This is a genomic window from Pseudomonas sp. Nvir (assembly GCF_963778085.1).
In the GTDB taxonomy this organism is placed as follows: Bacteria; Pseudomonadota; Gammaproteobacteria; order Pseudomonadales; family Pseudomonadaceae; genus Aquipseudomonas; species Aquipseudomonas juntendi.
Genome location: NZ_OY970405.1, coordinates 290,931 through 305,763, shown reverse-complemented (window position 1 = coordinate 305,763; position 14,833 = coordinate 290,931). Strand labels below are relative to the sequence as shown.

Annotated in this window: 14 protein-coding genes; 4 read left to right on the top strand and 10 right to left on the bottom strand. The window is 63.0% G+C overall.

Annotation, left to right across the window (positions count from 1 at the left end; genetic code table 11):
• Positions 1–9 precede the first annotated feature (9 nt).
• On the bottom strand, positions 10–1,323 hold the full coding sequence (locus tag AACG97_RS01650; protein WP_115293245.1) for an ATP-binding protein: 1,314 nt from the start codon (positions 1,321–1,323) through the stop codon (positions 10–12).
• Positions 1,324–1,336: 13 nt separating this feature from the next.
• Positions 1,337–2,077: an osmolarity response regulator transcription factor OmpR gene (gene ompR, locus AACG97_RS01645; protein WP_009682249.1), complete on the bottom strand. Its 741-nt coding sequence runs from the start codon at positions 2,075–2,077 to the stop codon at positions 1,337–1,339.
• Between the two features lie 216 nt (positions 2,078–2,293).
• Between ompR and AACG97_RS01640 the strand changes: the two genes are divergently transcribed.
• The 4 genes from AACG97_RS01640 to AACG97_RS01625 all read left to right on the top strand — a co-directional run bounded on the left by AACG97_RS01640 (position 2,294) and on the right by AACG97_RS01625 (position 7,358).
• Positions 2,294–4,618, top strand: coding sequence for a Tex family protein (locus AACG97_RS01640; protein ID WP_009682248.1), 2,325 nt, complete (start codon positions 2,294–2,296; stop codon positions 4,616–4,618).
• The gene (locus tag AACG97_RS01635; protein WP_009682247.1) at positions 4,618–5,001 is read left to right on the top strand and encodes a PaaI family thioesterase; all 384 of its coding nucleotides are present in this window, start codon (positions 4,618–4,620) and stop codon (positions 4,999–5,001) included. Before AACG97_RS01640 ends, AACG97_RS01635 begins: the two co-directional genes overlap by 1 nt.
• A gap of 153 nt (positions 5,002–5,154) precedes the next feature.
• Positions 5,155–6,732 carry a glutamate--cysteine ligase gene (gshA, locus tag AACG97_RS01630; protein ID WP_232555119.1) on the top strand — a complete coding sequence of 526 codons (1,578 nt, stop codon included), beginning with the start codon at positions 5,155–5,157 and terminating at the stop codon, positions 6,730–6,732.
• A complete protein-coding gene (locus tag AACG97_RS01625) occupies positions 6,732–7,358 on the top strand; it encodes a TetR/AcrR family transcriptional regulator (RefSeq protein WP_009682245.1) in 627 nt (208 codons plus the stop codon). Before gshA ends, AACG97_RS01625 begins: the two co-directional genes overlap by 1 nt.
• A gap of 251 nt (positions 7,359–7,609) precedes the next feature.
• Here AACG97_RS01625 and AACG97_RS01620 read toward each other — a convergent pair whose 3' ends face one another.
• From AACG97_RS01620 to AACG97_RS01585, 8 genes are all read right to left on the bottom strand, one after another.
• Complete coding sequence (locus tag AACG97_RS01620) at positions 7,610–7,825, bottom strand: TOBE domain-containing protein (protein ID WP_003255829.1); 216 nt, start codon at positions 7,823–7,825, stop codon at positions 7,610–7,612.
• A 28-nt stretch (positions 7,826–7,853) separates the two neighbouring features.
• Positions 7,854–8,666 carry an aliphatic sulfonates ABC transporter ATP-binding protein gene (gene ssuB, locus AACG97_RS01615; RefSeq protein ID WP_110678897.1) on the bottom strand — a complete coding sequence of 271 codons (813 nt, stop codon included), beginning with the start codon at positions 8,664–8,666 and terminating at the stop codon, positions 7,854–7,856.
• Positions 8,663–9,460: an aliphatic sulfonate ABC transporter permease SsuC gene (gene ssuC, locus AACG97_RS01610; protein ID WP_115293243.1), complete on the bottom strand. Its 798-nt coding sequence runs from the start codon at positions 9,458–9,460 to the stop codon at positions 8,663–8,665. Before ssuC ends, ssuB begins: the two co-directional genes overlap by 4 nt.
• A gap of 10 nt (positions 9,461–9,470) precedes the next feature.
• Positions 9,471–10,619, bottom strand: a complete 1,149-nt coding sequence (gene ssuD, locus AACG97_RS01605) for an FMNH2-dependent alkanesulfonate monooxygenase (protein ID WP_197886230.1) — start codon at positions 10,617–10,619, stop codon at positions 9,471–9,473.
• A gap of 60 nt (positions 10,620–10,679) precedes the next feature.
• Positions 10,680–11,645, bottom strand: coding sequence for a sulfonate ABC transporter substrate-binding protein (locus AACG97_RS01600; RefSeq protein WP_047150041.1), 966 nt, complete (start codon positions 11,643–11,645; stop codon positions 10,680–10,682).
• A gap of 84 nt (positions 11,646–11,729) precedes the next feature.
• Positions 11,730–12,323 (bottom strand): NADPH-dependent FMN reductase, encoded by a 594-nt coding sequence (gene ssuE, locus AACG97_RS01595; protein ID WP_029884767.1) that lies wholly within the window; start codon positions 12,321–12,323, stop codon positions 11,730–11,732.
• 249 nt (positions 12,324–12,572) lie between these two features.
• On the bottom strand, positions 12,573–13,211 hold the full coding sequence (locus AACG97_RS01590) for a peroxiredoxin (RefSeq protein ID WP_009682239.1): 639 nt from the start codon (positions 13,209–13,211) through the stop codon (positions 12,573–12,575).
• 168 nt (positions 13,212–13,379) lie between these two features.
• On the bottom strand, positions 13,380–14,732 hold the full coding sequence (locus tag AACG97_RS01585; protein ID WP_197886231.1) for an OprD family porin: 1,353 nt from the start codon (positions 14,730–14,732) through the stop codon (positions 13,380–13,382).
• Between the last annotated feature and the right edge of the window lie 101 nt (positions 14,733–14,833).

The following is a 14,833-nucleotide window of genomic DNA, read 5'->3' as shown; positions in this document are numbered from 1 at the left end:
CAACCAAACTCAAACGGCGTTACGCGGCAGCAACAGCCCCAACGGCAACCGCACCCGCGCCTCGATACCGCCCCCGGACCGGTTGCGTAGCTCGACATTGCCGCCATGCTGCGCCGCAATACGCTTGACGATGGCCAACCCCAACCCGGTCCCCTTGCCACCCCGCGCCCGGTCACCCCGGATGAACGGGTTGAAGATGGTTTCCAGCTCCGACTCGTCAATGCCGGTACCGCGGTCCAGCACGCTCAGCACCACGTACGGCGCACTTTCGTCACCCGAGACATAGGCTGCCACCTCGACCCCTTTGCCCGCGTGGTGCAAGGCGTTGCCGATCAGGTTGCCCAACATGCGCTTGAGCGACACGCGGCGCAGCGGGAACGGCGGGATCGGCTCCAGGCACAGGCGCACACGTTCTTCCGGCTGGTTGTAGGGGGCGACCACCTCACGCACCAGGTCCGCCAGGTCGACCTCTTCGACCGGCTCGTCCCGGCCATCACGGATAAACGCCAGGAACTGGTCGAGAATCGCGTCCATGTCTTCGATATCACGGACCATATCGTCGCTCAGGTCGTTGTCGCTGTTGAGCAACGACAACGACAAACGCAAGCGCGTGAGCGGTGTACGCAAGTCATGCGAAACCCCGGCCAGCATCAGCTCGCGTTCACGCCCGGCCTGCTCGACGTCTTCGGCCATCTGGTTGAAGGCCCTGTACACCTCGGTCATCTCGCTGGGGGTGTCGCTGATCGGCAACCGCACGCTGCGCCCCTGGCCCAGCTGGCGGGCGGCGAACACCAGACGCTTGAGCGGCTGGTTCAACTGCCGCACGAAGATCCACGCCGAAGCGGTGGACAACAGGCCAATGGCCAGGAACCAGCCCAGCACGTTCCAGATTTTCTGCCCGCGTAGCGGGTGCGGGTACAACGGCACCTTCAACCAGCCCGGGCCCAGGCTCGGCGCATTTACCCACAGCGCCGGCGGCGCATGAATGCGCAGGCGTACTTCGGTGTCATCGCCCAGCTCGGCCTGCATCTGGCGTTGGTAGATTTCGCTGTAGGGCCAGTGCTGCTCGCCTTCGGGCACGCCCGAGCCGGTCACACGAATGAGGCCTGCCGCCTCGGCGATCTTGTCGCGGTTTTCTTCGTCGGCAGCCCAATACGCGCGCAAAGTCAGCGCCACACCGTGGCTGTACTGCCGGTCGACCAGTACGTCCTCGTTCATCAGCAGGTAGACCAGGGTCAGGGCCTTGGAGAACAGGACAACGATCAACACCAGCCACAGGGTGCGGGCGAAGAAGCTTTGCGGAAACCAGAGCGGTGTTTTCATCGACGGTCAGGCATCACTTTCCGGCGTTTCCGTCCGGCACGAACACGTAGCCCACGCCCCACACGGTCTGAATGTAGCGGGGCTTGGACGGGTCGGGCTCGATCATGCGCCGCAGGCGCGAAATCTGAACGTCGATGGAGCGCTCCAGGGCATCCCATTCACGGCCACGGGCCAGGTTCATCAGCTTGTCGCGGGTCAGCGGCTCACGGGCATGCATGACCAGCGCCTTGAGCACGGCGAACTCACCGGTGGTGAGCATGTGCACTTCGTCGCCACGCTTGAGTTCGCGGGTGGCCAGCGACAACTCGTAGTCGCCGAAGGTGACCGACTCGTCTTCGCTACCCGGTGCCCCTGGCACGGTGGGTGCCTGGCGGCGCAGCACGGCCTTGACCCGGGCCATCAGCTCGTCCGGGTTGAACGGCTTGCCCAGGTAGTCATCGGCACCCAGCTCCAGGCCCTTGATGCGGCTGAGCTCGTCACCCTTGGCAGTGAGCATGATGATCGGGATCTGGTTGTTGTGCTGGCGCAGGCGCTTGCACGCCGACAGGCCGTCTTCGCCTGGCAGCATCAGGTCCAGCACCACCAGGTTGAAGACCTCGCGGGACAGCAGGCGGTCCATCTGTTCGGTGTTGGGCACCGCGCGGGCTCGGTAGCCTTTGCTGGTGAAGAAACGTTCCAGCAGGCTGCTCAGCCCTGGATCGTCGTCGACGATGAGAATCTTTTCACCTTCTGCGGTGTTCGGCGTGCCGGTCATGAATAACTCCTCTGAGATCGCCGCGCATTATGGCGTAGCCATTGCAACGCGTGCCGTGAGCATTGTTAGCAGATTTTTCCCCGGGCGCCAGTTCCGACTGGCCGGGCGCCATCACCGCAAGCGGTTTGCGATGGGTATAATGCGCCGCTTTCATCCTGCGCCGCCGGGCGAAAGCCCATAGGCGACCCCCGTATTCACAAATGTCAGGTGGTTTACATGGACAGCATCAACAGCCGTATCGCCGAGGAACTGGGCGTACGCCCCCAGCAGGTCGAGGCGGCCGTGGGCCTGTTGGACGAAGGCTCGACCGTGCCTTTCATCGCCCGTTACCGCAAGGAAGTGACCGGTAGCCTGGACGACACCCAGCTGCGCCATCTGGAAGAGCGCCTGCGCTACCTGCGCGAACTCGACGAACGCCGCGCCAGCATCCTCTCCAGCATCGAGGAGCAGGGCAAGCTGACCCCGGAACTGGCCCGCGAAATCAAGCTGGCCGACACCAAGACCCGCCTCGAAGACCTGTACCTGCCGTACAAGCAGAAGCGCCGCACCAAGGGCCAGATCGCCCTCGAAGCCGGCCTCGGCGAGCTGGCCGACGGCCTGTTCAACGACCCGTCACTAACCCCGGAAAGCGAAGCGGCACGCTTCGTCGATGCCGACAAGGGCGTGGCCGACGTGAAGGCCGCCCTGGAAGGCGCCAAATACATCCTCATGGAGCGCTTTGCCGAAGACGCCGCGTTGCTCGACAAACTGCGCAGCTTCCTCAAGCAGGAAGCCGTGCTCAGTGCCCGCGTGGTGGCCGGCAAGGAAGAGGAAGGCGCCAAGTTCCGCGACTACTTCGCCCATGACGAGCTGTTGCGCACCGCCCCTTCGCACCGCGCCCTGGCAATTTTCCGCGGGCGCAACGAGGGCGTGCTGAGCGCTTCGCTGAAAGTCGGCGAAGAACTGCCCGGTACCCTGCACCCGTGCGAGCTGATGATCAGCAACCACGTCGGCATCGAGAACCGCAGCCGCCCGGCCGACAAATGGCTGGCTGAAGTGGTGCGCTGGACCTGGAAGGTCAAGCTCTACACCCACCTGGAAACCGACCTGTTCGGCGAACTGCGCGACAACGCCGAAGGCGAGGCGATCAACGTGTTCGCCCACAACCTGCACGACCTGCTGCTGGCGGCCCCGGCCGGCCCGCGCGCCACACTGGGCTTCGACCCTGGCCTGCGCACTGGCTGCAAGATCGCCGTGGTCGACGCCACCGGCAAGCTGCTGGACCACACCACGGTCTACCCGCACGCCCCGAAAAACGACTGGGACCGGACCATCGCCATCATGGCCGCGCTGTGCGCCAAACACTCGGTAGAGCTGATTGCCATCGGCAACGGTACCGCCAGCCGCGAAAGCGACAAGCTGGTCGCCGAACTGGTCAAGAAATATCCAGCCCTGAAAATCACCAAGGTCATGGTTTCCGAAGCCGGCGCGTCGGTGTACTCGGCATCGGAACTGGCCGCCCGCGAATTCCCGGACCTGGACGTATCGATCCGCGGCGCCGTATCGATTGCCCGCCGCCTGCAGGATCCGTTGGCTGAACTGGTGAAGATCGACCCGAAATCCATCGGCGTTGGCCAGTACCAGCACGACGTCTCGCAGTTGAAGCTGGCCCGTGGCCTGGACGCCGTGGTCGAGGACTGCGTGAACGCCGTGGGCGTGGATGTGAATACCGCCTCGGTGGCGCTGCTGACGCGCATCTCCGGGCTTAACGCCACGCTGGCACAGAACATTGTCGCGCACCGCGACGCCAACGGCCCGTTCGCCACCCGCGCGGCGCTGAAAAAGGTCAGCCGCCTGGGCGAGAAAACCTTCGAGCAGGCTGCCGGCTTCCTGCGGGTGATGAACGGCGACAACCCGCTGGACGCCTCGGCGGTTCACCCCGAAGCCTACCCCCTGGTACAGCGCATCGCCGCCGATACCGACCGCGACATTCGCTCGCTGATCGGCGACAGCAGCTTCCTCAAGCGCCTGGACCCCAAGCGTTTCACCGACGAAACCTTCGGCCTGCCGACCGTGACCGACATCCTGCAGGAGCTGGACAAGCCCGGCCGCGACCCACGCCCGGAATTCAAGACCGCCACCTTCCAGGATGGCGTCGAAGACCTCAAGGACCTGGAGCCAGGCATGATCCTCGAAGGCGTGGTGACCAACGTCACCAACTTCGGTGCCTTCGTCGATATCGGCGTACACCAAGACGGCCTGGTGCATATCTCGGCGCTGTCGGAGAAGTTCGTCAAGGACCCGCGCGAGGCGGTCAAGGCCGGCGACGTGGTCAAGGTCAAGGTCATGGAGGTGGACATCCCGCGCAAGCGCGTAGGCTTGTCGATGCGCATGAGCGACACCCCGGGCGAAAAGGTCGAAGGCAACCGCGGCGGTAACCGTGGACCGGCAGGCAACCGCCAGCAACAGGCGCCGCGCCAACGTGAAACCGCTACCGCGGCCCCGGCCAACAACGCCATGGCCGCGCTGTTCGCCAACGCCAAGCAGCTGAAGAAGAAGTGATGGACATTCCACGCGAATATGTCGAAAGCGCCTTCAGCCAGCTCCTTGGCTGCCGCCTGCAACGCCTGGAGCCCGGCGTTGCCGAGGTCGCCCTGGCGCTGCAGCCGCAGTTGCGCAACCGTGGCCAGAAGCTGCACGGCGGGGCTATTTTCAGCCTGGTGGACATCGCCATGGGCCTGGCCTGTTCGGCCAACCATGGCTTTGACCAGCAAAGCGTCACCATCGAATGCAAGATCAACTACATGCGCGCCGTCAGTGACGGCGAGGTCCTGTGCACCGCCCGCGTGCTGCATGCCGGGCGGCGTACCCTGGTGGTCGACGCCGACGTAGTCCAGGGCGACAAACTGGTGGCCAAGGCGCAAGGAACCTTTGCGGTTCTCTAGCTCACCAAGCAGTATCTGCGGTATTTTCAGCAGTGCGCTGGCACTGCTGGATCCGCGTAAACCAGGCGACAACGCCAGTTCCTTTCTCCCTACCCTTGTAGACCGTTATCTCTACCCCCATATTGGGGCGACTGACGCGTGAAGGAATACATCTTGAGCGAACTCCTCAACCGCCGCCTGAGCCTGCTCGGCGCCAATCTTCCCCTGCTCAAGCAGTGCCTGCACGGTATTGAGCGCGAATGCCTGCGCGTGACCGACGAAGGTCGCCTGGCCCAGACCCCGCACCCGGATGCACTGGGATCGGCGCTGACCAACGAGCAGATCACCACTGACTATTCCGAGTCGCTGCTGGAATTCATCACCCCCGCGTTGGCCGACCCGGCTAAAGTGCTCGAAAGCCTCGAACAGACCCACCGTTTCGTCTACAGCAAGCTGGGCGACGAGTACCTGTGGAGCCCATCGATGCCATGCACGTTGCCGGCCGAAGAGGACATCCCGATCGCCGAGTACGGCAGCTCGAACATCGGCAAGCTCAAGCACGTCTACCGCAAAGGCCTGGCCTTGCGCTATGGCCGCACCATGCAGTGCATCGCCGGCATCCATTACAATTTCTCGCTGCCAGAGGCTCTGTGGCCTTTGCTGCGTGCTGCCGAAGGCAGCAGCGAGCCCGACCGCGACTATCAGTCGTCGGCCTACATTGCGCTGATCCGCAACTTCCGCCGCTACAGCTGGTTGTTGATGTACCTGTTTGGCGCCTCGCCGGCCCTGGACAAAGGCTTCATGCGTGGCCGCCCGCACCAGCTCGAAGAGCTGGACGCCGAAACCCTGTACCTGCCCTACGCCACCAGCCTGCGCATGAGCGACCTGGGCTACCAGAGCAACGCCCAGGCGGGCCTCACGCCTTGCTACAACAACCTGGCCAGCTACACCGACAGCCTGCGCAAGGCGGTGGGCACGCCCTACCCGCCCTATGTCGAGGTCGGCACGCACGTCGACGGTGAGTGGGTACAACTGAATACCAACATCCTGCAGATCGAAAACGAGTACTACTCGAGCATACGCCCCAAGCGCGTCACCTATACCGGCGAGCGGCCGATCCAGGCCCTGACTTCGCGCGGGGTGCAGTATGTGGAAGTGCGCTGCCTGGACATCAACCCGTTCCTGCCCGTTGGCATCGACCTGACCGAGGCGCGCTTCCTCGATGCATTCCTGCTGTTCTGTGCCCTGGAAGAAAGCCCGCAACTGGGCAATGCCGAGTGTGGCCAGTGCACCAGCAACTTCCTGGCCGTGGTCAAGGAAGGTCGCCGCCCGGGCCTGGAATTGCAGCGCAACGGCCAGCCGGTCAGCCTGAAGGTGTGGGCCGGCGAGCTGATCGAGCGTATTCGACAGTTGGCCGAGCTACTGGACCAGGCCGAAGATACCGACGCCCACAGCAAGGCGCTGGATGCGCAACAGGCCAAGGTCGATGACGCCTCGCTGACGCCTTCGGCCCAGGTGCTGGCGCGCATGACCGAGCATGACGAAAGCTTCGTGCAGTTTTCGCTGCGCCAGAGCCGTATTCACGCCGAGACCTTCCGTGAACAGCCGCTGAGCCAGGAGCAGCAACAAACCTACGAGACGCTGGCCCGCGAGTCGCTGGCCAGGCAGGCCGAGCTGGAGCAGGAAGAAGTCGGTGATTTCGACCTGTTCGTGGGTGCCTATCAAGCCAGCATCCTGGCGATCAGCAACTGATGACGCGTACCGCTACCCCGCGCAAACCGCGCGCCAGCAGCCAGGCCAGGATCGAAGCGATCCTGGCGGCTGCCCGCGAACTACTGGCCGAGGTGGGGGTGGCGGCAATGTCGATCTACAGCGTGGCCGAGCGTGCGCAGATTCCGCCGTCGTCGGTCTATCACTTCTTCGCCAGCGTGCCGGCGTTGCTCGAGGCGTTGACCGCCGACGTGCACCGGGCTTTCCGTGAGGCTCTGAGGGCACCGATCGACAGCCAGGCGTTCAGTACCTGGCATGAGCTGTCACGGCTGATCGAGCAGCGCATGCTGGATATCTACAACCAGGATGCAGCAGCGCGGCAACTGATTCTGGCCCAGCACGGGCTGAGTGAAGTGGTGCAAGCCGATCGGCAGCACGACATGGAACTGGGCGACCTGATGTACAAGTTGTTCGACCAGCATTTTCACCTGCCGGTGATGCCGCTGGATGTGGATGTGTTTGCCCTGGCCATGGAGCTCAGCGACCGGGTGTATGCGCGCTCGGTGCAGCTGCATGAGGCGATCACCCCGCGTATGGCCGAGGAAGGCAAGCGGGTATTCGAGGCGTATCTGGGGTTGTATCTGCCGCCGTTTCTAATCAAGCGTTGAAGTTGGTGGCCTCACCGCCGGCACGCCGGCGCCCACAGGGAAAGGCACAAGGCCGAAAACCTGTGCAGTACCTGTAGGAGCGGCCTTGTGTCGCGATCGGGCTGCAAAGCAGCCCCGCGAGTTAAGCGGTATTGGGGCTGCTTTGCAGCCCTTCGCGGGCTCGCCCGCTCCCACACTCAAGAAATGCGCGATCCCCTGTGGGAGCGGGCGTGCCCGCGAAGGGTCGCAAAGCGGCCCGCGGGCCACTTTCATCACAGCTTGGCGATAGACACTTCCGTCGACTTCACAAAGGCAATCACTTCACTGCCCACCTGCAGCTCCAGCTCACGCACGGAGCGGGTAGTGATCACCGAAGTGACGATGCCCGAAGCCGTCTGCACGTCGATTTCCGACAGTACCGGCCCTTCGAGGATTTCTTTCACAGTGCCTTTGAATTGGTTGCGAACGTTGATGGCTTTGATAGTCATGATTGGCTTCCTTTTGGCTTCTGGGGGTTCAGTGCGCCCAACGCAGTTGCGTGGGCAGAGGGGCTACAGGATCCGGCTCGGGCGCAGCGCCCGGGGCCGACAGCACACGGTTGAGCACTTCGCTTTCCAGCGCAGCCAGGCGGTGCGAACCACGCGCCCGAGGCCGTGCCAGGTCGACAGTGAGGTCGAGCCCGACCTCGCCGTCTTCGATCAGGATCACCCGGTCAGCCACGGCAACGGCCTCGCTGACATCGTGGGTAACCAGCAGCACGGTAAAGCCGTGCTGACGCCACAGGCGTTCGATCAGTTGCTGCATCTCGATACGGGTCAGGGCATCCAGCGCGCCCAACGGCTCGTCCAGCAACAGCAGGCGCGGCTGATGGATCAGTGCCCGGGCCAGCGCCACGCGCTGCTTCTGGCCACCTGAAAGCGCCGCCGGCCACTCATTGGCGCGGTCGGCCAGGCCAACCGCCTCCAGGGCATCCAGCGCTCGCGAGCGCCAGTCGCCAGACAGACCCAGGCCCACGTTGTCGATCACCTTCTTCCAAGGCAGCAGGCGTGCGTCCTGGAACATCAGGCGGGTTTCTTCGCGCGCTTCGTCCAGCGGCGCGGCCCCGGCCAGCAACTGCCCGGCAGTGGGCTGGTCGAGCCCGGCCAGCAAACGCAGCAAGGTGCTCTTGCCGCAGCCGCTGCGGCCAACAATGGCCACGAACTGGCCGGCCGGAATGTGCAGGTCGATACCTTTCAAAACTTCGCGCTGGCCAAAGGCCTTGCGCACGCCGTTGGCGGCCAGCGGGATGCCACGCAGCAGGCGTGGCGGCCGTTCCTTGAGCACGGTCATGCGCCCCCCTTCTTCGCCACTTGATAGGCTGGGTGCCAGCGCAACCACACACGCTCCAGGCCACGGGCGGCGAGGTCGGCGAGCTTGCCGAGCACGGCGTACAAAACGATGGCCAGCACCACCACGTCGGTCTGCAGGAATTCACGGGCGTTCATGGCCAGGTAGCCGATGCCCGCGTTGGCCGAGATGGTTTCGGCAACGATCAGGGTCAGCCACATGAAGCCCAGGGCAAAGCGCACGCCCACCAGGATCGACGGCAGCGCCCCCGGCAGGATCACCTGGCGGAACAGGCTGAAGCCGGACAACCCATAACTGCGGGCCATTTCCACCAGCGCCGGGTCCACATTGCGAATGCCGTGGTAGGTGTTCAGGTAGATCGGGAACAACGTGCCCAGCGCGACCAGGAAGATCTTCGCCGACTCATCGATACCAAACCACAGGATCACCAGCGGGATCAGCGCCAGGTGCGGCACGTTGCGTATCATCTGCACCGAGCTGTCGAGCAGTCGCTCGCCCCAGTTCGAAAGGCCCGTGATGAAGCCCAGCACCAGGCCGATGCTGCCGCCGATGACGAAGCCCAGCCCGGCACGCCAGCCACTGATGGCCAGGTGGGTCCAGATATCACCGCTACGCACCAGCTCGACGCCAGCACTGACCACGGCGCTAGGCGCCGGCAAGATGCGCGTCGACAGCCAGCCAGCACTGACCGCCAGCTGCCAGGCGGCCAGCAGCAGCACCGGCAGCGCCCATGGCGCCAGCCGCTGGGCAAGGTTGTTGGAAGTTGCACGACTCATGGCCTGGCCCTCAGCTCTGCGCGACGGACTTGGGCAGGATGTCGTTGGCTACCATCTCGCCGAACGGGCTCACGTAGCCACCCGCCTTGGGTTGTTCCGGGCGGTTCACGTCAATGTGCGGGAACAGCAGCTCGGCCACTCGGTACGACTCTTCCAGGTGCGGGTAGCCGGAGAAGATGAAGGTATCGATGCCCAGCTCGGCGTACTCTTTGACCCGCGCGGCCACGGTCGGGCCATCACCGACCAGCGCGGTACCCGCACCGCCACGCACCAGGCCAACACCAGCCCACAGGTTGGGGCTGACTTCCAGGTTGTCGCGGTTACCGCCGTGCAGGGCGGCCATGCGCTGCTGGCCCACCGAGTCGAAGCGCGCCAGCGAGGCCTGCGCACGGACAATGGTGTCATCGTCCAGGTGCGAAATCAGGCGGTCGGCGGCGGCCCAGGCTTCTTCGTTGGTTTCGCGCACGATCACGTGCAGGCGGATACCGAAACGTACTTCGCGGCCTTGAGCAGCGGCCTTTTTGCGCACTTGGGCGATCTTCTCGGCCACGGCTGCCGGTGGCTCACCCCACGTCAGGTACAACTCGACCTGTTCAGCCGCCAGGTCTTGGGCAGCTTCTGAAGAACCGCCGAAATACAGCGGTGGGCGGGGCTGCTGAATCGGCGGATAGAGCAGCTTGGCGCCCTTCACCTGAATGTGCTTGCCGTCATAATCGACGTTTTCGCCTTCCAGCACCTTGCGCCAGATACGGGTGAACTCGACCGACGCCTCGTAGCGCTGCTGGTGGTTCAGGTGCAGGCCGTCACCGGCCAGCTCGTCAGGGTCGCCGCCGGTGACCAGGTTGAACAGCGCCCGGCCGTTGGACAGGCGATCGAGGGTGGCTGCCTGCCGAGCCGCCACGGTTGGCGAGATGATGCCGGGGCGCAGGGCCACCAGAAACTTCAAGCGCTGGGTCACGGGGATCAGCGAGGCCGCGACCAGCCAGGAGTCCTCGCAGGAGCGCCCGGTCGGGATCAATACCCCACCAAAACCAAGCCGGTCGGCAGCTTGCGCGATCTGTTGCAGGTAACCGTGGTCGACCGCGCGGGCGCCATCGGCAGTGCCCAGGTACTTGCCGTCACCGTGGGTGGGCAGGAACCAGAAAATGTTCAGACTCATTGGAGTTGTCTCCTCAAGGGGGGCACGAGCCGGGGCGGTGCCCCGGCATGGGCGCATCATTCAAGGCGCGCTAGCGACCTTGGCCGGGGGTGTCCAGATCACATCCTTGATGCTCAACGGCTTGGGTATCAGCTTGAGCGCCTGGAAGGTGTCGGCGATCTTCTGCTGCGCCGCCACTACCTCCGGGTTGAGGGGCGCGGCGCCGTAGCCTTGGCGTTTGACCGAGGTAAGTGTGATGTCGGCAGGCAAGCCGAGTAGCGGCGCCACCTGGTCGGTGACTTCCTGCGGGTTGGCCTGCGACCACTCGCCCACGGCGCGCACTTGCTCGATAACGGTGTTGATCACCGCTGGGTGCTCGGTCGCGTAGTTGCGGGTAGCGAGATAGAACTGATGGTTGTCGACCAGGCCCTTGCCGTCACGCAGGGTGCGCGCCTGCAACTGTTGCTCGGCGGCGGCCTGGTACGGGTCCCAGATCACCCAGGCGTCGACACTGCCGCGCTCGAAGGCTGCTCGGGCGTCGGCCGGCGGCAGGTAAACCGGCTGGATGTCGCTGTACTGCAGGCCCGCGTCTTGCAGTGCACGCACCAGCAGGTAGTGCACATTGGAGCCTTTGTTGAGGGCAACTTTCTTGCCTTTGAGATCCTTCACCGACTGTACCGGCGAACCCTTGGGCACGAGAATCGCTTCGCTGTGCGGCGCGGGCGGTTCGTAGGCCACATAGAGCAGGTCGGCGCCGGCGGCCTGGGCGAATACCGGTGGTGTTTCACCGGTGACGCCAAAATCGATTGAGCCGACGTTCAGCCCTTCAAGCAGCTGCGGGCCGCCGGGAAACTCGGTCCACTGCACCTGTACGCCCTGCTCGGCCAGGCGCTTCTCCAGCGTGCCCTTGGCCTTGAGCAGCACCAGGGTGCCGTATTTCTGATAACCGATCCGCAGGCTCTCGGCCTGGGCTTGGGTGATGGCGCCGAAGGACACAGCCGCCGCGAACAGGGCGACCAGACCGCGACGCAAGAAGACTGTGCGCATGGCGCTCTCCTGTGCGATAGGGTTCGGGTTGCACCTGCTTGCCTCGTTGGCGGGCGAGTAAGGTGGTAAAGCGGATAAAACCGGTCAGATGCTCCAGCGAGCACTGAGCAGGCGTTCGTTCAGTACACCGGGGGCCACGGGGCGCGGCCGACGGGCCAGGGCAACGTGGAAGGTTTCCAGCGAGTCCTGCAGGCGTTCTTCCAGCGCGGGTAGCAGTTGCGCGGGCTTGCTGCCCTCTGCATAAGCGACCTGGCTGTCGTCAGCGAAGATCCCTTGCAGGGTCTCTTGCGCCTTGAGTGCAGACAGCACGGGCTTGAGTGCGTAATCCACCGCCAGCATGTGGGCGATGCTGCCGCCGGTGGCGATCGGCAACACGATCTTGTGTGCCAAAGCGCGTTCCGGCAGCAGGTCGAGCAAGGTTTTCAGAGCACCGGCAAACGATGCCTTGTACACCGGTGTGGCGACGATCAGGCCATCGGCCTGGGCCACCAGTTGCTGGAAGTGCTGTACCTGCGGGCTGTCGAAACGGGCATGCAGCAGGTCTTCGGCAGGGAAGTCACGTACCTGGAACGTCACCACTTCGACGCCGCGATGCTGCAGCCACTGGCGCGAACGCTCCAGCAGCACGCCGGAGCGTGAACGTGGACTTGGGCTACCACCGATTGAGACGACCAACATTGCAGCGCTTCCTTGTGTTCTGTTGGGGGTGACATTAGCAGTCAGTTTATATATCTAGAAATCATATTTTTTTATTTATTTATTCCTTATCGTTATTTATTGGCGTCGCGATCTTGGGGCCGCTTTGCGGCCCATCGCGACACAAGGCCGCTCCTACAGGGGGCGGGTAACGGTAAAAATGCAAAAAAAAGGCCGTCGAAACGGCCCGAAAATCCCTGTGAGGCTAAGAGCGATGCAACGAGGAATGCGTTAACGATTGGGCTGGGGGGTCAGGCGCAGATAGGGTTTGACGGCCCGGTACCCTTTGGGGAAGCGCTGCTTGATCTCTTCTTCGTCCTTGAGCGAAGGCACAATCACCACGTCGTCGCCGTCTTGCCAGTTACCTGGCGTGGCCACCTTGTGGTTGTCAGTCAGCTGCAGCGAGTCGATCACCCGCAGGATTTCATTGAAATTGCGCCCGGTACTGGCCGGGTAGGTGATGGTCAGCCGCACCTTCTTGTTCGGGTCGATCACGAACAGCGAGCGCACGGTCAGGGTGTCGCTGGCGTTCGGATGGATCAGGTCATAAAGGTCTGAAACCTTGCGGTCGGCGTCGGCGATGATCGGGAAATTGACCACGGTGTTCTGGGTTTCGTTGATGTCGGCGATCCATTTGTGGTGCGAATCGACCGGGTCGACCGACAAGGCAATGGCCTTGACTCCGCGTTTGGCGAATTCGTCCTTGAGCTTGGCAGTCAGGCCCAGCTCAGTGGTGCATACCGGGGTGAAGTCAGCCGGGTGGGAGAACAGCACCCCCCAGCTGTTACCCAGCCACTCGTGGAAACGGATCTTGCCTTCGCTGGAATCCTGTTCGAAATCGGGGGCGATATCGCCGAGTTTTAGGCTCATGGGCTGCGGCTCCTGGGCTGGGTTCTGGTCAGCGTGTGAATGAACTTTGCCTGCAATGATCCAAAAACAAAAAGAATAAATAACAATTTATTTATAACCATAAAGCATACAAAGTTTCTGACGTAAAAAAGCCTCGCACTAGGCGAGGCTCTTTGGTGTCGCTACGGCTTACAGGAAGCTGTAAGTGTAGTTCACGATGAAGCGAGTCTGGTCCTGGTCCGCGCTGGCTTCGTTGCTGCCACCGCGGTACACACCCTGGCGCAGGCTGAAGCCCAGACCTTTGAGGGTACCTTGCTGAATGGTGTAGTCGACGCGGGCGTCACGTTCCCATTCGTTGTAGGTGCCGTGGCCGCTCTTGTAGCGAATGTCGTCACCACGCAGGTAGGAAACCGAAGCCTTCAGGCCCGGAACGCCCAGCGAAGCGAAGTCATACGAGTACTGGCCGAAGTTGGTGTTCTCACCGGCACGGGCGAACTGGTTGATCATGCTGTCGGTGAACAGGTAGAAACTGGCACCGCCAGCACCTTCAGGGCGACCGTTACCGTCAACCACGTTGCCCTGGTTCAGCCAGACGAAACCGCCGTCATCGCTGACTTGCTGACGACCGAGCATCAGCGCGTGGCCACCCAGGGTGTAGGTGAACATGGCCGACCAGGTCTTGTTGTCGACCTTGCCAGTGTTCTTGGCGTAACCACCGTTGTTGCTGAAGTTGTAGCCGCCGCCGTGACCGTTGTTGCCGTCGCTGCTGCTGTCGAAGTAGCGCAGGTCGGTCTTGAACGACTGGTCGTCGGCGATCTTGAAGACGTGGGTGGCACCCAGGAAGTGCTGCTTGTAGAAGTCTTCCAGGTTCGAGTAGTAGTACTGCAGGGTCAGGTCTGGAGTGAGCTTGTAGTCCAGGCCGCCGTAGCGGAACTTGTTGCTGTCGGCAGTGGCGCCAGCGACCGACAGGCCAGTACGGTTGCTCGACGCACGGCCCATGGCGTGAGTCAGCTGACCGGCGTTGATGGTCAGGTTGTCGATTTCCTTCGACTGGATAGTGCCACCCTCGAAGGTTTGCGGCAGCACACGGCCATCGTTCGCGACTAAGATCGGCAGGTTCGGCGCCAGAGCGCTACCAAAATGGGCTTCGGTCTTAGAAAAACGCGCCTTGGCGTTAGCGCCAACGCGGGCCCACTGATTAACCGACGAGCCATTGCTGGCGTCTGGCATGAAGCCGCTTTTGTGATAGCCGCGGCCGCCATCCAGGTGGATACCCCATAGGGCCTGGGCGTCAACACCAAAGCCAACGGTACCCTCGGTGAAGCCTGAGATATAGTCGAGCTTGAAACCCTGGCCAGTTTCACGCTGATCTGGACGCTTGAAGTTAGTGGAGCTGCTTGCATGGGCATCACGGTTATCGTTGTCGTAATACATGGTGCGCGAGCTGAGGGACAGTTTGCTGTCTTCCACGAAACCGGCAGCGCCTGCTGTTTGGGCAAAAACCCCCAGTGCCACGGCCACGGCCAGGCTGGACTTGTACATGTTGTGCTCCTCTACGTTCTAATTTTTGTGTATCTCTGGCGGCAGGGTCTTGTGCCCCGCTCACCGTGGATTGGCGATTTAGTCCCAAAGTGTGACTGGTA